The 22,744-nt window shown below is 34.4% G+C and carries 30 protein-coding genes and 1 pseudogene; 21 read left to right on the top strand and 10 right to left on the bottom strand.

The annotated features are described in order from the left end of the window. Positions 1-120: 120 nt before the first annotated feature. Complete coding sequence (locus MHB39_RS10340) at positions 121-582, bottom strand: GNAT family N-acetyltransferase (protein ID WP_342546595.1); 462 nt, start codon at positions 580-582, stop codon at positions 121-123. Positions 583-660: 78 nt separating this feature from the next. Between MHB39_RS10340 and MHB39_RS10345 the strand changes: the two genes are divergently transcribed. Together MHB39_RS10345 and MHB39_RS10350 are read left to right on the top strand one after the other, a co-directional pair. After that, positions 661-1,056: a pyrimidine dimer DNA glycosylase/endonuclease V gene (locus tag MHB39_RS10345; protein ID WP_342546597.1), complete on the top strand. Its 396-nt coding sequence runs from the start codon at positions 661-663 to the stop codon at positions 1,054-1,056. 14 nt (positions 1,057-1,070) lie between these two features. Beyond that, a complete protein-coding gene (locus tag MHB39_RS10350) occupies positions 1,071-1,694 on the top strand; it encodes an HAD family hydrolase (protein ID WP_342546599.1) in 624 nt (207 codons plus the stop codon). 227 nt (positions 1,695-1,921) lie between these two features. Here the strand turns inward: MHB39_RS10350 and MHB39_RS10355 are convergent, their stop codons facing one another. Both MHB39_RS10355 and MHB39_RS10360 read right to left on the bottom strand, forming a co-directional pair. Next, complete coding sequence (locus tag MHB39_RS10355) at positions 1,922-2,704, bottom strand: hypothetical protein (protein WP_342546600.1); 783 nt, start codon at positions 2,702-2,704, stop codon at positions 1,922-1,924. A 601-nt stretch (positions 2,705-3,305) separates the two neighbouring features. Next, a pseudogene (locus MHB39_RS10360) lies at positions 3,306-3,418 on the bottom strand (helix-turn-helix domain-containing protein); the annotation flags it as partial. Between the two features lie 523 nt (positions 3,419-3,941). Here MHB39_RS10360 and MHB39_RS10365 point away from each other — a divergent pair. The 11 genes from MHB39_RS10365 (at position 3,942) to MHB39_RS10415 (ending at position 11,425) form a co-directional block, all read left to right on the top strand. Next, complete coding sequence (locus MHB39_RS10365; protein ID WP_016994115.1) at positions 3,942-4,310, top strand: BlaI/MecI/CopY family transcriptional regulator; 369 nt, start codon at positions 3,942-3,944, stop codon at positions 4,308-4,310. 8 nt (positions 4,311-4,318) lie between these two features. Next, complete coding sequence (locus tag MHB39_RS10370; RefSeq protein WP_342546601.1) at positions 4,319-5,464, top strand: M56 family metallopeptidase; 1,146 nt, start codon at positions 4,319-4,321, stop codon at positions 5,462-5,464. 181 nt (positions 5,465-5,645) lie between these two features. Next, positions 5,646-6,146, top strand: coding sequence for a hypothetical protein (locus tag MHB39_RS10375; RefSeq protein WP_342546602.1), 501 nt, complete (start codon positions 5,646-5,648; stop codon positions 6,144-6,146). 179 nt (positions 6,147-6,325) lie between these two features. Then, positions 6,326-6,877: a hypothetical protein gene (locus tag MHB39_RS10380; RefSeq protein ID WP_342546604.1), complete on the top strand. Its 552-nt coding sequence runs from the start codon at positions 6,326-6,328 to the stop codon at positions 6,875-6,877. Between the two features lie 3 nt (positions 6,878-6,880). Next, the gene (locus MHB39_RS10385; RefSeq protein WP_342546606.1) at positions 6,881-7,513 is read left to right on the top strand and encodes a hypothetical protein; all 633 of its coding nucleotides are present in this window, start codon (positions 6,881-6,883) and stop codon (positions 7,511-7,513) included. Positions 7,514-7,558: 45 nt separating this feature from the next. Next, positions 7,559-7,708, top strand: a complete 150-nt coding sequence (locus MHB39_RS10390; protein ID WP_339280882.1) for a hypothetical protein — start codon at positions 7,559-7,561, stop codon at positions 7,706-7,708. A gap of 3 nt (positions 7,709-7,711) precedes the next feature. Further along, the gene (locus MHB39_RS10395) at positions 7,712-8,344 is read left to right on the top strand and encodes a hypothetical protein (protein WP_342546609.1); all 633 of its coding nucleotides are present in this window, start codon (positions 7,712-7,714) and stop codon (positions 8,342-8,344) included. A gap of 168 nt (positions 8,345-8,512) precedes the next feature. Then, positions 8,513-9,142, top strand: coding sequence for a hypothetical protein (locus MHB39_RS10400; RefSeq protein WP_016994536.1), 630 nt, complete (start codon positions 8,513-8,515; stop codon positions 9,140-9,142). A gap of 111 nt (positions 9,143-9,253) precedes the next feature. Then, entirely contained in the window at positions 9,254-9,598 is a 345-nt protein-coding gene (locus MHB39_RS10405) for a hypothetical protein (RefSeq protein WP_016994535.1), read from the top strand. Beyond that, positions 9,582-9,806 carry a hypothetical protein gene (locus MHB39_RS10410; RefSeq protein WP_016994534.1) on the top strand — a complete coding sequence of 75 codons (225 nt, stop codon included), beginning with the start codon at positions 9,582-9,584 and terminating at the stop codon, positions 9,804-9,806. The genes MHB39_RS10405 and MHB39_RS10410 overlap by 17 nt, the downstream gene beginning before the upstream one ends. A 1,055-nt stretch (positions 9,807-10,861) precedes the next feature. Beyond that, entirely contained in the window at positions 10,862-11,425 is a 564-nt protein-coding gene (locus MHB39_RS10415) for a hypothetical protein (RefSeq protein WP_333006651.1), read from the top strand. A 348-nt stretch (positions 11,426-11,773) separates the two neighbouring features. On the opposite strand, the gene MHB39_RS10420 is transcribed toward MHB39_RS10415, so the two are convergent. Further along, on the bottom strand, positions 11,774-11,971 hold the full coding sequence (locus MHB39_RS10420; RefSeq protein WP_333006652.1) for a YwhD family protein: 198 nt from the start codon (positions 11,969-11,971) through the stop codon (positions 11,774-11,776). Continuing rightward, the gene (locus tag MHB39_RS10425) at positions 11,943-12,137 is read right to left on the bottom strand and encodes a YwhD family protein (RefSeq protein ID WP_333006653.1); all 195 of its coding nucleotides are present in this window, start codon (positions 12,135-12,137) and stop codon (positions 11,943-11,945) included. Before MHB39_RS10425 ends, MHB39_RS10420 begins: the two co-directional genes overlap by 29 nt. Positions 12,138-12,740: 603 nt before the next feature. Here MHB39_RS10425 and MHB39_RS10430 point away from each other — a divergent pair. Both MHB39_RS10430 and MHB39_RS10435 read left to right on the top strand, forming a co-directional pair. Continuing rightward, positions 12,741-13,091, top strand: coding sequence for a PadR family transcriptional regulator (locus MHB39_RS10430; RefSeq protein ID WP_016994532.1), 351 nt, complete (start codon positions 12,741-12,743; stop codon positions 13,089-13,091). Continuing rightward, on the top strand, positions 13,078-14,076 hold the full coding sequence (locus MHB39_RS10435) for a hypothetical protein (protein ID WP_342546615.1): 999 nt from the start codon (positions 13,078-13,080) through the stop codon (positions 14,074-14,076). Before MHB39_RS10430 ends, MHB39_RS10435 begins: the two co-directional genes overlap by 14 nt. A 383-nt stretch (positions 14,077-14,459) precedes the next feature. On the opposite strand, the gene MHB39_RS10440 is transcribed toward MHB39_RS10435, so the two are convergent. The 3 genes from MHB39_RS10440 to MHB39_RS10450 all read right to left on the bottom strand — a co-directional run bounded on the left by MHB39_RS10440 (position 14,460) and on the right by MHB39_RS10450 (position 17,414). Next, a protein-coding gene (locus MHB39_RS10440; RefSeq protein ID WP_342546618.1) for an IS3 family transposase occupies positions 14,460-15,814 on the bottom strand; the annotation gives its coding sequence in 2 pieces (ribosomal slippage) (positions 14,460-15,361 and positions 15,361-15,814; 1,356 coding nt in all). Between the two features lie 124 nt (positions 15,815-15,938). After that, on the bottom strand, positions 15,939-16,349 hold the full coding sequence (locus MHB39_RS10445; RefSeq protein ID WP_016994529.1) for a DUF3888 domain-containing protein: 411 nt from the start codon (positions 16,347-16,349) through the stop codon (positions 15,939-15,941). Between the two features lie 426 nt (positions 16,350-16,775). Beyond that, positions 16,776-17,414 (bottom strand): hypothetical protein, encoded by a 639-nt coding sequence (locus MHB39_RS10450; protein WP_342546622.1) that lies wholly within the window; start codon positions 17,412-17,414, stop codon positions 16,776-16,778. Between the two features lie 133 nt (positions 17,415-17,547). Here MHB39_RS10450 and MHB39_RS10455 point away from each other — a divergent pair, with 133 nt between their 5' ends. After that, positions 17,548-18,429: a hypothetical protein gene (locus MHB39_RS10455; protein ID WP_342546625.1), complete on the top strand. Its 882-nt coding sequence runs from the start codon at positions 17,548-17,550 to the stop codon at positions 18,427-18,429. On the opposite strand, the gene MHB39_RS10460 is transcribed toward MHB39_RS10455, so the two are convergent. Together MHB39_RS10460 and MHB39_RS10465 are read right to left on the bottom strand one after the other, a co-directional pair. Then, positions 18,419-18,595, bottom strand: a complete 177-nt coding sequence (locus tag MHB39_RS10460; protein WP_342546627.1) for a hypothetical protein — start codon at positions 18,593-18,595, stop codon at positions 18,419-18,421. The two genes, MHB39_RS10455 and MHB39_RS10460, sit on opposite strands and share 11 nt — an antisense overlap. A 159-nt stretch (positions 18,596-18,754) precedes the next feature. Continuing rightward, on the bottom strand, positions 18,755-18,877 hold the full coding sequence (locus tag MHB39_RS10465) for a YjcZ family sporulation protein (protein ID WP_081977540.1): 123 nt from the start codon (positions 18,875-18,877) through the stop codon (positions 18,755-18,757). A gap of 206 nt (positions 18,878-19,083) precedes the next feature. On the opposite strand from MHB39_RS10465, the gene MHB39_RS10470 reads away from it, so the two are divergent. From MHB39_RS10470 to MHB39_RS10490, 5 genes are all read left to right on the top strand, one after another. After that, positions 19,084-19,419, top strand: a complete 336-nt coding sequence (locus tag MHB39_RS10470) for a hypothetical protein (protein ID WP_036080863.1) — start codon at positions 19,084-19,086, stop codon at positions 19,417-19,419. A gap of 16 nt (positions 19,420-19,435) precedes the next feature. Further along, the gene (locus MHB39_RS10475) at positions 19,436-19,870 is read left to right on the top strand and encodes a hypothetical protein (protein WP_016994522.1); all 435 of its coding nucleotides are present in this window, start codon (positions 19,436-19,438) and stop codon (positions 19,868-19,870) included. Then, a complete protein-coding gene (locus MHB39_RS10480) occupies positions 19,863-20,396 on the top strand; it encodes a hypothetical protein (protein WP_333006949.1) in 534 nt (177 codons plus the stop codon). Before MHB39_RS10475 ends, MHB39_RS10480 begins: the two co-directional genes overlap by 8 nt. A gap of 311 nt (positions 20,397-20,707) precedes the next feature. Next, positions 20,708-21,325: a cysteine peptidase family C39 domain-containing protein gene (locus MHB39_RS10485; RefSeq protein WP_016994520.1), complete on the top strand. Its 618-nt coding sequence runs from the start codon at positions 20,708-20,710 to the stop codon at positions 21,323-21,325. Positions 21,326-21,764: 439 nt separating this feature from the next. Then, the gene (locus tag MHB39_RS10490; RefSeq protein WP_342546631.1) at positions 21,765-22,670 is read left to right on the top strand and encodes an NAD(P)/FAD-dependent oxidoreductase; all 906 of its coding nucleotides are present in this window, start codon (positions 21,765-21,767) and stop codon (positions 22,668-22,670) included. Positions 22,671-22,744: the final 74 nt, after the last annotated feature.

Genomic DNA, 22,744 nt, shown 5'->3' on the forward strand with positions numbered 1-22,744 from the left:
GGCAAGTAAACCGATAAACGCACCTAACCCCATGCCAATAAAGACAGGCACTATGAGGTTGGCTTTCTTGTGTACGGTTTTCATTTCTTCCATTGAAGTCCCTTCTTTCCCATCACATACTTAAAATTCTAAGCGCATCGTTTGGTTCGTATCCTTGAACCCGTGTTTTTCATATAAGGATTTACCACCTTTATTTTCAGTCAATACATTTAACTCCAGATAGTCCAAGTGACGATAGGCTGCCCATTTTTTCGCTTCATCTAATAAAGCAGACCCAATTCCTTTGTTTTGGTAATGCTTGCCAACAATCACATCCACAATAAAAGCATATTTGTGTTCAACCAAGCAAGTATAGGGTGGGGTCGTCGTTTCTTTAATAAGTAAAAAGCCTACTACTTCGTTCTCGAATGTTGCGATTAAAATATCTGAATCATCCTCAATGATCGTAAACCTGATAAAGTTGGCATCTTGTTTGGCAGGTTTGATATATTTAGGTTGAAGAATCGACATCTCTAAAAAAAGCTCTTGGTATAAACGCTCAATTTGTGGAATTTCATCGAGCGTTGCAGTTTTGATTTCCATACTATCCCTCCGTCAGTTATAGCATCATAGTAAGTAATATTTTACATTAATGGTTGATGAATAGAAAGGGGAAGGCACATGAGGTTATGGCACATCGATTTAATTGCGTATCTACCAAAAGGACAACTACTGTCACAGTGGAGAGAGCTAAATAGCATATTTGCGAAAGAGGATCAGCACATTCTGATTAATTATATATACGAATACCCGAAAGAAGACTTATATTTGTATACAGAAAAAGTCATGGCTGAAATGAAGAAGCGGGGCTATCAAATTCGAACCTACGAAAAAAAGAATCACTACTTTAAGGATTTAGGTCCAGTAAAGGATAGGAAACCCTTTCAACAGCATCATAATCAGGAATATCTTGAAATATGTTTTTATAATTTAAAGGAGAAATTTATAAGAGGCCAGAAGGATTATGAAGAGGAAATGTATCAGCAATTATGCACATATGTAAATAACGTGCTTTAACTAGGAGGGTATACATGTTAAAAGCGATTATATTTGATGTAGATGGAACGATTTTGGATACGGAGCAAGCGATTTTACAGTCATTGAAAAGAACCTTACGAGAAGAAACAAAAATAGACTATCCGTTTGAGACGCTACGATTTGCTTTAGGCATCCCAGGAAAAGATGCGTTGCAGAGGCTCAACGTGGATGACGTAGAGGCTGTGCATCAGATATGGTCTGCGGCTGTGCTGGATTTTTCACATGAAGTGGCTGTTTTCGAAAGTCTAGAGGAAGTTATTCAGCACCTTGCAACAAAGCCACTACAATTAGGTATTGTCACTTCTAAAACAGCGCAAGAGGTAGTGGATGAGTTTGAGCCGTTTGGGTTAAGTGAGTATTTCCACCATATTGTAAGTGCCAGTGATACGGTAAAGCATAAACCACATCCAGAGCCGCTGTTAAAATGTCTGGACGCATTACAGATAGCACCAGAAGAGGCCATCTATATTGGTGATTCTATTTATGATTTCCAATGCGCAAAGCAGGCAGGGGCCAAATTTGCCCTCGCCCATTGGGGAGCCAAATCCACCATTGGCTTTGAGGAGGCAGATTACGTTTTCTATGAGCCAAAGGATATTTTAGCAATCGTTAAGTAGCATGAAAAACAGAAGATGGTGTCCTATATTTTCTCATGAGTAGCAGAAGTACCTGTAGATAATACCATAGCTGCTGTTAATCCAGCATATATAAGTTTTTTCAAATTCAATCCCACCTTAGTTAATTTTCAAATATTTCAAAACTGCGATATAAACATATATTATAATATTAACCGTATTTTGTAAAAAAATGCGTTAAAAATAATGGTAAACTTACAAAGAATGAATTATTCTTGCTTGTTTGATAAGTTTTTTAATTCATTCTTTGCTTGGTCTACAAACGACCAATATATTTTATGAAATTCATCCTTCTTGTGTTGTTCAGCAGGTGTTAAACCATAATGCCACTCTCCATTAATGCTTGTTAATAATGTTTGTCCTCCAACTACAACCTCATAGTCATAACCACCTAAAGAATTTTGCCTTGGTTTAATGATACCGTCAGTAGACATGACTATATTTTTTTCTATGTCCCAATCCATTTTGTTTAGATAGGTGACAAGCGACAATTCTCCTAAAGGTGTCGCATTCTCTATTTCTTCAGCTTCAAATTGCTTAATGGCTTTCATAGCCTGTTGATGCAGTGCTTGGCGATCAGGTGATACAGGTGAAATATATTGTGCAAGTAATATGGCAAATTGTCTATTAATGGCATGATTTTCATCATTATTTCTATGTGTTGGAGCATTTGCTGCTTTTGCTGTTCTCATGGCTAGGGCTTTAATTTGTTCTATTAATTCATCCTGTGATGGTCCTTGCTTACCTTTGATTGGTAGCACATCCCAATCAGGTGTTGCTAAATTATTGAAATACATGGAGGCTGTCTTGACATTGGTTTGCTTCCCAATTTCATGGGGTGTATAATTCCGTATCGAGTTGTCAGTTTGGACGCTTTTTGTTGTAGGGATATAGGTTTCTGTTAAATGAATTTGACTATCTTTTTTCTTAGTGTCATTACTTGTTGTGTTAATAGAAGTAGACTGCATTTGTGAGAAATTTGTAATTTTCATGATTGAAGTTCACCCTTTCAATATAGTTCATTTTCTATAAAATGATAAAAATAGCGTTCAATAGATATAGTGATAAATGAAAAATTTTATATGTTAAACAACTAAACAATATTATAAGAAGGATGTAACGAATCCTATTTCCAAATCAAAGAGCATTAATTATATGGTAAAAAAGTAAAAATATATATTGTTAATTGTATCAGAATATAAGAAGAGAGGGAATGCAAAAATAGTAACTAAATATATTTTTTGGTAATTATTGTATATACAGAATGAAAAGCCCCACCTTTTGTTCAAACCAACTAACAAAAGAAAGTCTTGTTTTGTTAGTTGGTTTAGGAAATATTAGTTGTCATACGATAAATTGATATTTGATAATCATTCAAACAAAAAGGTGTCAACTAAAAGAGTGAAAATTGACACCTTAATCATGTTTCCAAAACTAGCACAAAAGTTTGGGAGTATCCCTGAATTTGTTTTATGACTTGTCATCAACAGAACGTATCTAATTTTTGTTATATTACACGATGTTTCTTGTTTTTTGTCAAAGAGCAAAATCCACGAACAATTCAAACGAAAGGAGGATGGATATGGCGTCCACTTAAATCTTAAATATTAAAATAGATTGCATTAGTTTTGAGCGCAAACGGTCATGATGTCCCCATCAATACCCCAATAAGTGTTTCCTCGCTCGTCACAAAGCTTACGCATAGAGAACCTTTTTCATAAGTATCTAACGTATAAAGTTGGTTTTTCTGCTGTGTTGTAGGGTCAGAAAAGGTCGTCTTGTGCTTGTTGTTTTCGCCTTTGGTTATAAGCATTGATGGCTTCATTCTTCAAAACTTGCTTACAAAAGCTATTAAATGCACAACGCACTTGCAACTCGGTACGAAATAGGTTTCATGCGCTCATCCCCCTTCGCATTTGCAAAGGTGTTGGTGATTTCCCCTTTCATAACCTTCAACTGAATTTCTTTCAAAATGCCAAGAATTATAATGAAATTTTTAGAAAGTTGCAGTAAAAAAGCTATTGAATCATAGTAGAATGTTTCTCCTTTTTCTTGCTGTTTCAGCATAAAAAGACATGGAAAATTCTGAAATGTTATATATTGACAAAAATTAAATAGCCATAGTAGACTTTACTATAAGGTTATAGTTTATAAAACTAAATTTTTATAGTGAATGTTACTATGTTGTTGTAGTTTAATAATAGTGAGTTCATAGAAAAGAGGAAAAAAATGACTGAATTCCAGAAATTAACTGATACAGAAATGGAAGTTATGCAAGTTATTTGGAAATTGAATCGTTCTGTTACATCAAGTGAATTGTTAGAGATCTTTTCAGAAAAGTCTTGGAAAGGACAAACCATTAATACCTTTTTATCGAAATTAGTTGATAAGGGGTTACTGTCTGTCACAAGAGGGAAATGGCGTGTGAATCATTATAGTCCTTGTGTAACTTTTAAAGAGTATAAAAAACGAGAAGCGAAAAGTGTATTAGACACGATGTATCAAGGCTCTATGACAACTTTTTTAGCAACACTCTATGATGATGAAGTAACAGAGGATGAATTAGATGAACTAAAACAATGGCTTTCCGAAAAGTAGGTGAATAAATGCATGCATGGATAAATAGTGTGGTAGCTTTATCAGTTGCTGGTAGTAGCATGTTCATTCTTTATTATGGTATGACGGTTATTTCAAGAGAGGCACTCACAGCGAGATGGTATTACTGGAATAGAAAATTAGCGCTTTTCTTTTTCCTAGTACCTGTATTTCTCCTATTGAATGTCCCCCTCTTATTAAAGAAAAATCATCAGCCAATAGAAGGGGAACAGCTACTTTTCGTACAACAAAATACAGTTTGGTTAACAGAAAATTTTGTACAAATACTGTTTATCATTTGGTTAGTTGGTGCGATTGTAGCAAGTGGATGGTTTTTATTTATGTATCAAAGTGGATATCGAAAATTATATCGAAACTTGATACCAGTTCCTAAAGACCATGAAGTATGGAAAATTTTAGCGCAACAACAAATAAATATGAAATTAAAAAATAGAATTCGCCTTACATATTGTCAAGAAAATATTAGCCCTATTTTGATAGGTCTATTTAAGCCAACGATTGTGTTACCAATGTATGAGATTCCGAATGACGAGTTAGCTTTGATTCTCAAACATGAATTGATTCATTATAAGAAAAAAGATTTATGGGTGAAAAGATTGGGAATTTTCGCTATCATTCTACACTGGTATAATCCGTTGATTTATCTATTACAAAAAGAGCTAACGAAATGGTGTGAGCTTTCTTGTGATGAGTATGTTGTCATGTCCATGTCTTTGTCAGAGCGAAAAAAGTATGCTGAAACAATTTTAAATATGATGCAACGTGCTCAAAGGCATTCACTCTCTCCTTTTTCAGCCCCCTTTTTTACGACAGGGAAAATGAAATTAAAAAAGAGATTACAGCGAATGCTAACTGACAAAAAGGTAAGTAGACCAATTGGTATGTTATCTATAGTTATACTCTTCATTTTTAGTGGTGTGAGTATTGTAAGTTCTGAATATACTCATAACAACATTTCACCTATTAAGGAGGAGGTTTTAACATTAACAGAGGAATCTTTTGATACCTCGATAGAAGAAGAAGGGCATTCTGAATTAATGTCTGTTAAATTATCAGATGAATCAAAATTTTCTAAGGAGGAATGGAAAAAAATTTTAAAAAAGATTGAAAGAAATGAAATTATTTTAGAAGAATAATGAAGAAGCCCTACCCAAAGGATAGGGCTTCTTAAATAAAAAATATATACAAATTGTTGGGTACAAAATATATTTTTTTAGTTTGAAAGTAATTTATAGCTAAAATTAATATATTATTACTTTTCATGTAATGTGTCTTTTCTTAGTTTGTTTCTTAATTTATAAAGGGGAGGAATAGAATATGTTCAAAAAAATCTTTATAGCAATGTTTAGTCTAATTTTAATGATATGGATAAGTCAAGATTCTGTAAGTGCTATGGAAAATTCATCAAATAATTTAGAAAACGAAATTTTAATAGCTGAATCTTTTGTGGAAAGTGATTTTTCCATTGAAGAGGCATCTATTGATGGAGTAACTCCTTTATTAAGTTTTAATATTTCTTCTTCTTCGTTGGGAGTAAATAAGTTTGTTAAATCAAGTAATTCTTATTACATTCAAAGCGGTGGAAAGGTAAATATCACAAATATTACATGGAGTCCATCTAATCAAAATATTCAAATAGGATTAGTTAATGCCGCTACAGATACAAGATATTGGTCAAGTGAACGTACAGGTGGAAGTCAAATTGGTGGTTCGATTGTCTTGCCAGAAACAGCTCCTAGTGGGCAATATTATGTTGCTATTCGTTCTGTAGCTACAAATACGACAAGTATCAGTGTATATGGGCAATTTAACTTTTAAATAATAATTTAATTTTGATAACAATAACTTTATTACTTTATCTTTAAAATATTGATTGCACATGAACAGAAATTCCATGACTATTCAGATACTTTGGAAGGGGGGATGTCTAATATAAATAGAAGGTGTAAGGTTTGTTCGATAGCTTTATAAAAAAAATTTTAAAAAGAGGTTTTATTATGAAAAAATTAACTTCATTTTTCTCAATTTTTGCATTGTTCTTAGTATTGTTTATGCCACAAAACGCATCAGCAGCAACTACTTACAGCGCTGGGGCAAGTTCACCGTCTACTATCTACGCCTATAGTCTCAATCAATGGTCTGAAGATGGTTTTTGGGATTTAAGAAATATAAGCTCTATTCCTGATACAGCGGTTGTGACAGCAGCTAAATTAAATTGGAGTATTTGTACAAGCTGTGGGATGACTTATAGCACAACAGACGTTGCATTGTTTATACAAAGTGGAGCTGGTGATTGGATGGATTCAGGTTTTTACAACTATAACTTTGGGGGTCAACCTGTAAAACAAATATGGTTTACTAGCTTCAAATCATCAAAATTCAACAGCTCAGGTTATATACAGCCTGTTTTAACTATATTATGGGAAGATTCTATGAGTGCGAAATCTGGTTCGTTTATGTTAAATGAATCACCTAATGGAATTCTTGTTGATAAAGATAGCCTTGTTGAAAAACAAGAAGTAACGTTGGTTAATTTAAAGGAGGAATAACCGATGACAGCTATAGTGAATTCAATACAAAATCTAGGGTGGGTTGCTAATTTTCAGATCAATCAACCCTCTCCACCCTTTAAAATAGCAGAAGGTGAAATAGATTCTAAAAAAGCGGAGATTGAAACCTCACGTAAAGAATATGCAGAATTCATACAATCTAGCAATTCTATTTATCATGGGGCAACTCCAACTCAACTTGTCAACAAACAAACAAATTCTATTAATATTATAGCAGGTGTTTACTATAATTTAGGAACAGTAAATGGAAAACCTTTGAATGGTACGCCTTTAGCAAGTGGAGGATTCAACTCGAATTTTAGTCCTAAAATATGGAAAGTACCAGGTTCGTCCATTGTAACACCAGAGCAAGAAGCAGCACTTAAAATGCGACAATCCTACTCACTACCTGAACGTCAAGAAGCCAATGAACTTGTGGCGGTCTTTATGAGCCTTTCTCGGTTAGCGGAAGGAAAGAAATCTGTGGCTAGTATGAATGATGATGTAATGTTTAAACAACACTTCCCTAAGTTTGCAGAAGGAGTAGGACTTGACTTAAGTAAGCCTTTCACTATTAATGGCAAGTCATTTATGTATTCAAAGGGAGTGTTACAGGCACTAAATAACGAAGTTTAGTTGATAAATTGCTGGAGCATAAATATATGTTCCAGCTTTAACGTTATGCTTATCAAGCAAACACTTTTATGGAATGATTCAGCAAGTGCAAAATCGGGTGTCTTTATGCTAAATGAATCTCCTAATGAAAATTTTGTGAAGGAAGCTGATTTTATTTTATTAGAAGGACAAACATCAGTAGAAATGGAGGAATAGTTAATGCAAGTTTCCTTTAATTCTGTTGGGAATTTAGGAATGGCTTCTACATTCCAAGCTCATCAGCGTCAAAATTCTTTTAATATTGAAATAGATAAAGTAGACTCAAAACAAGAAAAAATTGAAGCATCACGTGAAAAATATGCGGAATTTGTCCAATCCTGCAATAATATTTATCAAGAAGCGACGCCTACACAGCTTGTTAATAAACAAACAAATTCTATCAATATTACTAACGGTGTGTATTATCATTTAGGCTCAGTCAATGGGAAACCCCTTAATGGCACAGCTTTAACTGGTGGTGGCTTTAATTCTAACTTTAGCCCAATGATACAATGGACAGGAGTTGGTACAAAGGTTACACCCGAACAAGAAGCCGCTTTTAGAATACACCAGTCCTATTCACAAGTTGAACGTCAAGAAGCAAATGAGCTTGTGGCTGTCTTTATGAGCCTTTCTCGGTTAGCGGAAGGAAAAAAATCTGTGGCTAGTATGAATGATGATGTAATGTTTAAACAACACTTCCCTAAGTTTGCAGAAGGAGTAGGACTTGACTTAAGTAAGCCTTTCACTATTAACGGCAAGTCATTTATGTATTCAAAAGGAGTATTACAGGCAGTAAATAACGAAGTGTAGTTGATAAATTGCTGGGGCATAAATATATGTTCCAGCTTTAACGTTATGCTTATCAAGCAAATACTTTTATGGGAAGATTCAGCAAGTGCAAAATCTGGTACAATCTTGCTAAATGAATCATCTGATGAGATTTTTATTGAAATAGAAGATTTAGGAGAGGAATAATTTATGGAGGTAAAACCAATTTCATTTAAAAATCTAGGAGCTATTGCTAGTTTTCAAGTACACCAGAATCAAAAGCCTTTTCAAATGGAAGAAATGAAAACATATTATAAACAAGATAAAATTGAAGCAACACGTAAAAGTTATGCTGAATTAGTACAATCCTATAACAATATTCGTAGAGAAATAAATCCAACGAAATTCGTTAATGAGCAAACCAATTCTATTGATATTACGAATGGTGTGTACTATCATCTAGGCTTTGTAAATGGAAAACCTCTGAATGGGACACTTTTAACTGGTGGCGGCTTTAATTCAAATTTCAGTCCTATGATATGGGATAATCCAAACTCTAATGTTGTAACACCAGAGCAACGAGAAGCCCTTAAAATCCATCGATCTTATTCACAAGCTGACCGTCAAGAAGCAAATGAACTAGTAGCAGTTTTTATGAGGCTTGCTCGTCTGACTGATGGAAATGCTGTAGCAAATGCCAATAATGATAAAATGTTCGCACAACATTTTCCTAAGTTTGCAGAAGGAGTAGGACTTGATTTAAGTAAGCCCTTCACTATTAATGGTAAGTCATTTATGTATTCAAAGGGAGTATTACAGGCACTAAATAACGAAGTTTAATAGATAAGTTACTAAATTTGGTATTTTAATGAAAGTTAGTGTCTTTGTCAATGGATTTAGTTGGGAAAATTTATTCGTTATTATTCCTACTAGGCAAAGGATAAGATATGAATGAATCGTATGAATGTTAATGAGTTAACATTAAAACTTTTGGGTGTAGAAAATCCTTCAACATCTATTACAATGCCCCATTTTAATAATGGCGCAAATGCTATGCCAACTAAAACAGCGCCTGTCATGAGTGAAGAGGAATATAAAAAAGCAATCATTGCACAAGCAAAGAAAGATTTTGACAATGGGAAATTTGGAGGGAATAAAAACCATTCCTATATGGATATGAAAAATAGTTTTGTATCTGTTGCATCACCGAACCGCAAAGGAGCTATTACACAAGCATTTAAAAGCCTGCCATTTATGCAACTAAATAAAGTGAACTATTTTGGAGGTAAAAGATAGGCATGGAAACGAAATTGCTAGTTTCTCACCTGCAAAAGGCTGGACAGCAGTAGGTACGTCCGCAGAACATGCGCGAGAAAGTACATTTGATTCGATTTATACAGAGGCATGGCGTTCGTTTACAACAGCAGCTCAAAACAATAAAAATCAAGCGGATGCTTCTGTTCAACAAAATACAGGAAATAATTCTTTTGATGTAACTATTTAAATAAATACTTTATAAAATGGAGTGGCTATTAATTGATATTTCAGTTGATCACCATTCCATTTTTATCTATCTTTAGGATTCTTTAAAAAAGTCTGAGAGATACGGAAATACCAAGAACAGTGGGGATGTATTTGAAAAAAAATAGATTTATAATTTTGTTATTGGTTGTTTTTGTTTTTTCAAGTTTTATTTACTATTTGAATATGGATAGAAATTATACGAATTTAGAAGAATTCCAAGGATTCCCTATCCCTAATTCAGCAATTTTAGAGGAAGAAAGTTCAACACCGAAAAACTATAGTTGGAAATCCTCATACGGGACATCCATCCCTATTTCTTATCGTATGGTAATTAAAAAAATGGCTGGAAACAAGTCGAAATAGATGGTCATGGTATAACATATGAAAAGGATGGATATAAAATCAACATAACAGTCGCATCAGATTATATGGCTCTTATTAGAGTACAATAATTTTTTTAGTGTATTTCCTCTATTACTAATTAAGGGTAGATTTCATCAATGTTTCTCACTTAAAACTAACTTGTTATGTTTTGCTTATTTATCTTAAATAAATTAAAAAGACAAAAGTAACAATTTTGAAGGAATGCACCACGCATTCCTTTTATATGGAGAATTTTTTCGATTTCTTTCGCCACTGTAAATTCGGCAGTTCAACTAAGAGAAGAACGTGTCAGGTTTGGAGGGGTTTATTATTTTCTATCGCTTGAAGGTTTAACTAATTCTGGCCGTTTCTCGGAGTTCTTGAATGTCGTGGATTTTGTTGGATATAAATAGAAGGGATCTCTGTTCCAATTGATTGTTGTCGATTGGAATTGCAGGATGGACTAAAAACCGCCAACACGACATCATGATGATTCCTTAGACGGTTCAACAGATTACAGCTGGTCTTTGGACGTCCATAATTAGATGACCCATTCACAGAGAGGTAACACGCACAATTCTCCCCTCTCTTCGTTGTACAGATTTTTAGATGGGCTGAGTAGTTATATAATATTTTTATAACCTGATAAGTAAAGCAAAGGAGGATTTGAGCATGAACTCTATATTTTTATTAATCATTTCAATTTATGCTTTTTTTATAGGTTATAAGTTTATTAAACCAAACTTTAAAAAATCCTTATTTACAACTTTTATTATTATTCTTATTACAAGTACATTATTATTCTTCCTGGTAGATATAGTTACTTTCAAGCCACGACCAAATAAAGCGGTTTCTGGTAATGGGAATTTAGGTCTCATTGTTCTATACTTCCTAATTCCAATTTTTCTTATCCTTTTATTTATTTTAAGTAAAGGGATTTATCAAGGCTTTAAACGGCAACCACTATCTGAATTGAAAAAACATATCATGTTTGGGATTGTTTTACTTGTAATGGGGACTATATTGCAAATAACATATGTTTCAAGTACATTAAACGCTTTATCAAATCACCGGTATAATCCATTCGAAGAAGGATATAGAGGAAGTATCATTAATCAGTACACGAACACCTTGTTTTTCAATGGGAATATATATGGTATTTTTATTGCAGCAGTAGTTATTGGAACACTTTTAACTCTTAGGTTTAAAAGAGGTAAAGACCACACTAAAATGTAGATACCATAGTAAAGAACTCTCAGGGATATTCTCTTCTTTTCCATAAAAGGGTACAGTACTTCCAAAATCCTCCGATAACTAACCAGAAATATAACCTCCTGTATAGTAGTGTCATGCTAATTTGCATGCAACTTTAGTATACAAGAGGTTATTTTATATATAGTGGCTCTCTGTCTCCCAATGGGTGGCTCGAAACTCCGCACAAGCAGCTCAATTCATCCGCAATATTCAACAAGTGAGAATGTGACACTTGTTAGGTGTTTTTAGAAAATTAATAAAGTAGGACTCAAGTTTAATTGGAGATATATTTATTGGTCAACAATCATCCAATTTGATCCTTTTCTAAAATTAACTCATATTGTGAACGCTTTGTACATGGCTGGGAGGGCATTGTTTTTCACATAGTAGGCGACCTTCACTTGCGGTACATCCCGCATAATAGGGACCATTTTGATTAACCTGAATCGCTACCCAAACTATCCAGTAACGATAATAATCGTTGCTAGCATGAGCTAGGTCAGGAGAAAAACGAACTTTTTTTTTCAATTTTACTTCGTCCGTGTAATGCTTCTAAATCTATAAACACGTGCTCTTTTTCACAATCTATAATAATTGACGTTACATTATTTAGATCAAGGGTACCTACTCCGTAACTGCCATCCCCGTCAGTTGAATCGTTACTTAAAATTGTAAAATGCATTTTCTCTTTCATAGAAGTCACCTCTAGGCTTTTTATACCGATGTACTTTTTTATAATCAACAATATTTGAATCAAATCAATTGTCTGAACATACAGTTTTGCTCCTAGCAAAAATCGCATAAAAAAACATCACTGTACGCTACGTTGTACAAGCTGTTATACCTGTTGGTAATTTTTCAAGTACAAATCTAACAAACACATTACGTATAGTTTTATAAATTAAGATACTTGAACGTTTCGTAGTCATTTTTTTCTATACGTAATGGTTGTCTAGGATTTTTCCTCATACTTTTATCGTTAAAAAGTATACATACAATATACCGTGTGACGTCAAAGATTGTCTTCAGACTAATGTCTGAAATGTTATGTATTGGAAATTTGACGATAATACAGTGATTGGACCTTTAATTAACCGAACATTGTTGCTATCAATTTTGCCTTTCCGATTTAACTGCTTGAATCCAAGCACCTAGCATAATTTCGTGAAATAGGGATGGGACACAAGCTTGACTAGAGGGAAATAAAATTGCTTGTTGTTGTAACAACAATAGTGTATGATACATAGTATAAGTTATACAGTGTATATCATATAGTAAGCGAAATAGAGGTGAACGAATGAGTACGTTACTGAATTCATTAATGACTGAACTTAGGAGAGGAACACTGACATTAGCCGTTTTAAGTCAATTACGAACACCGCAGTATGGATATTCACTTGTTCAATTATTAGAAGATTCGGGCATTAACATCGATCAAAGTACCTTATATCCATTGCTTCGCCGTTTAGAAAAACAAGAGTTAGTGACAAGTAGCTGGGAAACCTCTGAGAGTAGACCCCGCAAATATTATGTATTAAGTGAATATGGATTAGACGTCTTTTTACAATTGAAACGAGAATGGATTAATAATTCAAAAGAACTCTATGAATTACTAAAAGGAGATGAGGATAAAGATGAATCTGACTGAAATTTATATTCAAGAAGTCACGCGGAGGCTGCCTGAAAAAAATCGTGAGGATATCGCACTTGAGTTACGATCAACCATTGGGGATATGCTGCCTGATGATTACAATGAGCATGATGTAAAGGAAGTGCTGGAAAAGTTAGGGAACCCAGCAGCGTTAGCGAGCGGTTATCGTGATCAACCAATGCATTTAATCGGCCCTCGCTATTTTGATGTATACCTCTCGTTACTAAAAATGATTATACCAATTGCCGCTGTCATTGCGGTAATCTCAATGATTGCTGAATATTTTATTAGTTTTGGTGGGGAAGAAGCGGTTATGAATGCTGTCATCAATATGATGGGTGAAGGAATATGGAGAATCATCGAAGTAGGCATACATGTCTTCTTCTGGCTAACAGTTGTATTCGTCATTTTGGAACGTACTGATAAAGGAAAAGAACAGCATCCGTTGTCAGTAAGTCTTAAAAAATGGACTCCCGAAGATCTGAAAACCGTCATGTATATTCCTAAGAAAAAAGCAATTACCAAGCTTGAAGTATTTGGCTATTTAATGTGGACGGCCATTTGGGCAACTCTTTATTTTTATGCAAATCATCTTTTAGGTATATATGAAGGTGGTGGAGAGGGTCTCAAATTCGTAATGCCAGCTTTAAATCAGGATGTTTTACTTCATTATTGGCCCATTGTAATCGTTGTCATTGCTCTCGAAATAGGGTTAGCTCTCTACAAATTACTGAAAGGACAATGGACGAAAAAAGTGGCAATCTTTAATACAATTGTGGAGCTTTTCGCAACCGTTGTATTCATTGTGATAGTAAGTAATCCGAATTTAATAAACCAAGAAAGTATCACGTACATGAGTGATTTATTTACCACCTCTACTAAGCAATTTGAAATATGGCTAATTGGCGGCATAATCATTATATTTGTTGTATCTGCGGCAATCAGTATATTCGACGGCTTCCGTAAGGCAAGAATCCGTTAATTCATTATCAACACACTTTACTTCAAGATGGCCTCCATAGTGAGCCATCTTTTTTTCAACTAATGGAGTTTTGTAACTTTCATACTTTTGAAACGTATGTAGTATAAAGTGAAATTACATAAATAAACAGCGGGGGAATTAAAATGTATTTACTAATTGGAATAGCGATTGTACTAATTGTGTTTTTCTCTTCAAGCATAATAGAGAGAAAGTTAAAATCGATTGAAAGGCAAAACAATCGCATAATAGAAATACTAGAAGAAATAAGAGATAAAAATAAATAGATAGTCCTCGAACAGCGAAGTTTAGTATAACGATCAATACCCCATCAAAGTAAATCTAGCTTTGAAGTGACCCCTATAAGTTAGACACGGTTATTTCGTTTAGGCAGCTTGGGTAAACTGAGTTCGGTATTCTACCGGACTCAGTTTTAATTTTGCCTTTAAACGTCTCGTGTTGTAATACGTTATATACTTTTCAAGTTCCTTTTTAAAATGCTCGACACTATCAAATTCCTTTAAGTAGAGGAATTCTGACTTCATGATGCCGAAGAAATTCTCCATGACAGAGTTGTCATAACAGTTTCCCTTACGTGACATACTTTGCACAATGCCTCTTGATTCAAGGGCGTGGCGATATTGTTTCATTTGGTAATGCCAACCTTGATCTGAATGCATCAATAATTGATGTTCCTCTGGCAACCTCTCTAGTGCCTTCTCCAACATTTCTGATACAAGCGAATATGTTGGTCTATGACCAATTGTGTACGTAATAATTTCGCCGTTAAATAAGTCTAAAATAGGTGATAAATAGAGCTTTTCACCAAACAGCTTAAACTCCGTAATATCTGTAACCCATTTTTCATTCGGTGCTTCTGCTATGAAGTTACGATCCAATCTATTAGGCGCAATCTTACCGATTGTCCCTTTATAAGATTTGTATTTCTTCATACGCACTAAGCACTTTAAACCTAATTCTTTCATGATACGTTGAACCTTTTTATGATTCACTTTTTTCCCACGATTTGCCAGCTCATCACGAATACGACGATAACCATAACGACCTTCGTGTTCGTTATAAATTGCTCGAATTTCGGCCTTTAACTCGGCATCTGGATCTGGACGATCCATCTTCTTCACTAAATCATAGTACGTGCTACGTGGAATGCCTGCGAATTTTGCAAGCGCCTTCACCGAGTATTTATGCCTTAATTCATAGATGACCTTTACTTTGTCTTCTTTGGTGATTTTTCCTTGGCTTGAACTAAGGCGTTCAACTTTTTTAAGTACTCATTTTCCATACGTAGACGATTGATTTCTGCTTGAAGTGCTTCAGGTGTCCCTTCTACTGGTGCTTGTTTTGGTTGTTTGTTCGTTTCTTTTTTCATGGATGGATGCCCCTTTTTCCTTGATTGAAGGGCATCGAATCCTTTTGTTTCAAATTGCTTTTTCCAACTACGAAGTGTAGAAGGCGTAGCTATCTTAAAGATAGCTGCTGTTTCAAGTAAGGACGTACCATTTTCAATCATAAAGTTTAGTACGTCTAGTTTAAACTGTGCCGAATAATTTGTATATCGCTTTATAAACGCTTCTACGCCATTATACTCATATTGTTTCGCCCAATTAAGAATTGCTTTGTGATCTGTTCCGATAGATTTAGCAATTTCATGTGAACTTTCATTGCCTTTTATGTAACGTAAGGCTGCTTGTAGTTTTTCTTCCGATGTAAATTTAGCCATATAAAAACTGCTCCTCCAAATGTTAGATGTGTCTAACATTTGGGGAGCAGTTCACTTTGACGGGGTATTTTTATGATTAAATCTACTACAGATGACAAAAATTATTCAATAAAGGGACAGCATATTATTCAGGCGGATATTTATACGTTTTGAGGTGCGTGTGATGAATCAATTTAACCTCAGGTCCGACAGAAATTTCATAGGTCATTCGATCCTTTCCAATAGGAATCCACTGTCCACCATCCGTAGGTTCAATTTCAAATGTAATTTGCATTTTAAAGCCTCGGAAATGATTTCTCTTTGTGTCAATTACTTCAATTTTCCAAGGCGTAACATGTGGGGAAACATCCTTTCTAATCTTTGAATAATAATTGGTCAACTCTTCTTCAATATAAGGAGTAAGCAATAGCATGAGCATATCCTGTAATCTCAGCTCGTTAGAATCCTCTGTTGGTTCGGCTGTTGAAGCGGATATTGTTTGAAATGAAGGAACTAGTACAAGGGAGCATATAAAAACGAGTAACATCTTTTTCATTTTCTTCCAAACACCTCTTTGTGATCTTTCCTAATGCATTGTATTGTTACCTTTATGGAATGAAGTATGTATGATTGACGATTGGCAAAAAATAAGCTGCCGTACTGTTCATCATAATAAAGGGTGTGGAACCAATCATATTGACGGAGCCTTGCTATATGTTGATTAATTTTTCTTGTATGTAAAGTCGGTTGACCAACATAGCTATTGGATAAAAAATATAAAATAACTTCTAACATAAATCTATGTCCCATCATAATAAAATTTGATCGTAATGGAGGGCGATAAAAATATAGAAGGGCACCGATGGAAGTGCCCCTTAGTAACAAATCGGGAGGTGCCTTGTTAAACGAATTCGCTTAACATTACTATTTATATGATAAGATTACTTGGTTTTATAGACCATCATCTTGAATATGCTAAAATTTATACTTCGTAACGAAGAATGGCTGTTATCCAATCTTTTACTAATAGTTCCCATTGTAGTGGTGAGCTATCTAAGGGAAGTGAAAGACTTTGCAGCTCTTTGGGGAGCAAGTGTATTTTATGGCGTATCATTTCATTGTCAGGTGATTCTGTATCGATAAATAAAAGATAGCGTCCGATTAAATCTTCCTTATACATAGATGGATAATCGAGGGCTTTTAATACACGTGTAGAAAATTCCACACCATTTAGGTTTACTTCAAAATGTCCCCGAACATTAAATTCACAGCGAATATGTGTCCCAGGTAATCGATGTAGCGCTTCGATAAAAGCAGCTAATGTGTTTGCACTGATGAAATAGGTTTCAAAATAGTATTGATTCTCTGTATGAAGCGTTGAATTAGCATCATATGTATCATATCTTATTTCTAATGTTTCTTCTGCTTCGTCCGATTTTTTCCTAGTGAGGTAGTGCCGAGCAATTTTTTTAATGGTGTGATGATCTAAGTCACACCCATAGCTCAGAATAGTTATTTGTCTACGCTGTGCTTTGGCGAATAACCGCATTTCTAAATTTGCATCATTATTTAAATCCCAGCCATAGCGTGGGTTGTAATGAATAGATGTACTTTTGTTCATTGCGACCTCCTTTTTGCCTAGTCTAATAACATTATAAATAATTTTGTCTAATTTTCCTTATTTTTCTTTTAAAAATGAAACTTTTGGATTTTAAGTTTCGTATAAACTGGAAAATACTTTTTAGGAGGTAATTATGGCTAAATGGAGAGGCACAATCCTTCTATGTACATTGCTGTTAACAGCCTGTACAGCAGAAACCGCTCAACCTAAAGAACAAATACAGGAAGAGAAAAACGATGAAAATATTGTGGTAACAAAGGATGGCAAAGTAACCTTTGAGATTGAGAATGAGATTGGTGTTCCACAAGAAAAAGTAGAGGCTATAAAGGATGAAATTGTGACAGCATACGACCACATAAAGGATTCTATACATACTTCCTACACGCCATCCGAGCACATAAATATATGGTTTAAGGAAGACGGTCTATCCTGGGGGTTTGCATCGAAAATCGAACTAGTTGGCGTTCAAGATGATACCTATCCACTTGTCCATGAAATGACCCATTCTTTACTTGGCTATGGCAACAATTTTGGATCAGACCATGGCTATTTTACGCAAGAGGGTTTTGCGAGTTATATGGAGGGTCAATATGGAAAAAATAAATTATACTTTGAAAAATACATGAAGCATTATTTGGATTCAGATAAGATAATTCCCATTAGTAAGTTAATTGATCCAAATCAAGATGATGTCTATTTTCGCCCAGCACTTTCAAGTGAAGAAGAGAATCAAGTCCTGATGGAGATGAGCTACACGCATGCGGCATCATTTGTTACATATCTAATTAATACCTATGGACTCGAAAAGTTTGAACAGATTTACAACGAGAAAGAACTAGCAAAAAAAGTAGAGGAAGTATACGGAAAGAGTAGTAGTGAGTTAGAAAAGGAATGGTTAGCATTTATTCAAAAGCAACAAGGACTTACTTATGAGGAGAAATTTAAATCGGGAAATTTTTATGATATGAATACGATTCTTCTACAAATAGATCCAAAATATTTTGCTAAGGAATAATATTTTTCTTCGGATGAAACTGTCTATGTAATAAATGCACGCCCAGTAAAAGGCAAAGACCACCAATGATTCTTAAAAATATATTTTTGGAAAATACTGTATCGTCAACCGTAATGACAATCAACATAGGACCAACCATAATCAATGCGATGCCTAGCAATGCCATGTAGAAATCACCTCAATTTCCCATTTCAGATTTGATTATCGCACGATTGTCTGAAAAGGAAAAGGGTCACTAGGCTGGTAAAAGCGACCCTTATAAAATAGCTAGAATGACCTTACATGGCTTTAACAGTCTGTAAAAGGTTAGGTGCTATTGGGATGATTAGTACATGAAAGAAGCGCCAACAATAATTAAAAGAATGAATAGAACAACGATTAATACGAATGTTGAACCGTAATAGCCGCCACCGCCAGAGTTGCCGCCATAATAGCAGCTGTTGTTCATGTTACCTACGTTTCCACTGTATCCCACTGAAAATCCCTCCTTTCTACAACCTATAATATGTCTGCTTGCAGAAAGGAGAAATGGTATTTACCCTATGGTTCTAAAAAATGCTGAAAACATTCTTGTATTTTATTTTTAGGGAGAAGGTTTTTTGAGATTGGTATTTTATTTTTACAAATAAAGTGAGAAAAGAAAGCGGGGGTTACATGCTAAGGGAAGAGCTAAAGCAAAAAATCATCAGTGAATCGACTGAATGTATTGCTTATTTAACAGAATTAGTGAATTCAAATCGAATTTATGATGGGGAAGTATTGGCAATCATTATAGATGTTATAAAAAATGGACCTGATCAATTAACAAACTCGCAGTGGAATGTCTTGTTAGATAAGGGGTTACTACCTGATTTTTATGTAGAATGTGATCGCTGTGAAGATACCATTCCCTGGTCAGAAATGTACCGTGCGATTTTCATAGCGAGAGATCATTATTGTCCCTTTTGTAGATATATAGAAAATAAAGAGAATACAAGATTATTAGACTAGGATGGTAGAGGCAATAATGAAATGGTTCATGATAATTGCCGAATGGCTATTCTTTTTATATGTGTTTATTTGTCTATTGAGCTTTAACATAATTCACCTTGGGAACCTTCTCTATGTGGATATGCCGCACGAAGAACCGATGATTGTGACAACACCCTTTGTTCAGACCTCACTGTTCATTATAGGAATAGGTGTTGTTTGTTTCTACTATATGAAGTATTTAAGGGGGAGTAATGCTTATAAAAGGTCAAAGGCAGTGATCTGGGGAAGTCTATTTGCCTGCCATGCATTGGCAAGCGGTTTTTATTTGTTCATGCGATTTGGGCTTCTATGGAATCAGCATGAAGCAATGGAGCTTTTATTATCTACGGTTATTAGTTTCGTCCTTACGATCCAGGCTGTGATGAAATATGTTACAAGTAAATATAGAAAGAGTGAGATGGATGACTGAAAAAACGATTGTAGAAAAAGTGCGTGAAACAATTGAAGGCATTGAAATCGGTTATTTTGACACTGCCAAACCTTATATTTTTGATGAGTATTTCAAGTACTTTGATGATGTCGATTTTGAAACAAGAAAACATGCACTATTCCTTTTTGTATGCATGCTAGGAAACTGGTATAGTAAAGCAACGTTTGTCTTTAAGCCAGAGAGCGAGCGCTTAAAATATGGAGCTAGCACATACTACGATTTCGAACGCTATCTAACAGCTCTATTGCAGCATTATTCAAAAATTGAGCGAGACTTTCCCTTTATGTTTGAATTCATTGTCGTGTATTTAATTTTGATTGAACAACAGAAGGGAGTAAGCTACGAAGATTGGTTTCCTGAAATTGACGCAACGCTATTTCAAGAACTTAAAGAGAAAATATTCATTCCAAACAACCGTATTGTTCAAGAGGTTCATCCTATCAAATATTTATTTAGAGAGGTAGGGATTAAACCATTCTTTATAACAGATTTTTTTGATGAGTAATATGTTAGAGATTAAAAATAGTCATTGTTGTTGAGTTAGCAGCAAAATATCTTTGAAGACCAATAAGCTGCTTATACAGTTCTTTTTTCTTGTTATCTTAACTGGGTAGTTTAGTTTAAAGAGCTTTGTTTGACTTGTGTTCAACAAAAGGACCATTTAATTGAGTAAAACAAAAACCTGAATTGGATAATTATGTTAAAATTGAGTAAGAGTTGTTAAGAAATAAAATATACTAAAAAACTGTGCAGGATAGTGAAAAAAAAGGACTTAGAATATAGATTTGATTACACACAAAGATATGGGGGTCGTGTATGTTTATAGTTAGTCAAGTTATTTTATGGATTATTATATCAACTATTATTAATGCATATTTAATGACATTACCCATACTTGTTTTACGGAAAAGAGATTATCCAGCTAACTATCTTATTCAACAAAACAATCGAATAGATTTTCAAAAGAATAATGAATGTGCAGCATTTTCAACAGCATATCTATTACGTCATTTTGGCATGGAGGATGATGGTGAAGCGTTATATACGCATTTTCCTAGTAAAACTAGGGCGGGTGCTGTATATCCAAAGGGAATCCGAACGGTGTTAAGAAAGAAGGGTTTTAAAACAAAATATCATAAAGGAAATGTAAATACATTAAAGTACGAAGTTAGTAAAGGAACTCCCGTGATTGTTTTTATTAAAACACAAAAGGATCGTAACTATCTGCATTTTGTCCCTGTAGTAGGCTATGACAAGGAATATATTTACCTTGCAGAATCAGTAAAGCATCTGGTGAATTGTGATGATGAACACAATCGCTATAATCGAAAAGTTCCAATTAATGAATTTAAGAAACTATGGAATGTAAAGAGAATTCATATGCTTCTTTATAGCAATACTTACATAGCCGTAGACGCCACAAAGTCTATTTAATTATTTTATCATTTGAAATGTTTACAATAACTAGAAATAGGAGTTGAACTTTATTCAATAATCGGTCGCGATTTTGCATAAGAAACAGCGCTCAAATTATCAAATAATATAACAACACAATATTTTTTATGTCCAAATAACTGGTGGGGATACTCAATATCAAGACCCAGATGAAGAAATTACCTTGGAAGAATTGCAATGAAATTTCAATATTTATTCATACATACCCGAAAGACTCAGAAGTTATTGAACAACTATTATCAAATTTATCTAATTGTGCGCATTTCTTTAAAAAGGAATGCGTCTTTTTTAATGTAAAATAAACAAAAACTCTGCGTCATGAGTGTGTAAAGAATGGAAATTCATGATATAGGAAATAATGTAGTTCTCTAATGCAAATTACAATTCAAAAGAAAACCAAATCAATACGGAGGTAAAAATGACTGTTCTTGATTGTATCATTATAGGCGGAGGTCCTTCAGGGTTAAGTGCTGGCTTAACTTTAGGAAGAGCTAGGAGAAATATTGCATTAATTGATGATGGGACAAATAGGAATAGAGTGACACAGGCGTCACATGGATTTATTACGCGTGATGGGATAGAACCACAAGCGTTTAAAGACATAGCGTTAAAAGAGTTGGGGAATTACCCGTCCGTCTCCTATCTTAATGCGACAGTTACTGAAATTATAAAGGATATAGATGATGAGCGATTTACTGTCAAAACATCTACTGGTCAGGAATTTGTTTCAGAAAAAATCATACTCGCCACTGGTGTTCAAGAAATATTTACTATACCAAGTATAAGAAAGTTTTATGGGAAAAGTCTATTTAGTTGTCCTTATTGTGATGGCTGGGAGCAAAAGGATAAGCCATTAGTGGTTATAGCAGAAAAAGAAGAGCATGTACTGCATTTGACCAAGTTAATTTATAATTGGTCACAGGATTTGGTTGTCTTAACGAATGGAGCTCCCTTATCTAACGAAAGTAAAATGGAGTTGCAAAAACACAATATCAAAATAATATCAGAAAAGATAAAAGACCTCATAGGTAATGATGGGTACTTACAAAAAATAGAGTTTGAATCAGGAGCAACCATTTTAAGGTCGGGTGGATTTGTTGCCCCATCTTATTATCGTCCCAATCAGTTTGCTGAGAAGCTTGGCTGTGCTATTGATGAAGATGGAAAAGTGATAACAGATGGTGTTGGTAGAACAACTCAAAAAAATGTCTATATTGCAGGAGAAACCGAAAGATCCAAACCATCCTCTTTAATGATTTCAGCGGCTAAAGGTAATAAAGCTGCTGTTTCAGTAAATACTGATTTAACGATGGAACGCTTTTGATGACGCCATAACACTTGGAATAGAATCTTAGCTAAAACACATCAGCTAATGTGTTCTCACATCTACTGCAAACA

It is taken from the genome of Lysinibacillus sp. FSL K6-4013 (assembly GCF_038630435.1).
GTDB lineage: Bacteria > Bacillota > Bacilli > Bacillales_A > Planococcaceae > Lysinibacillus > Lysinibacillus boronitolerans.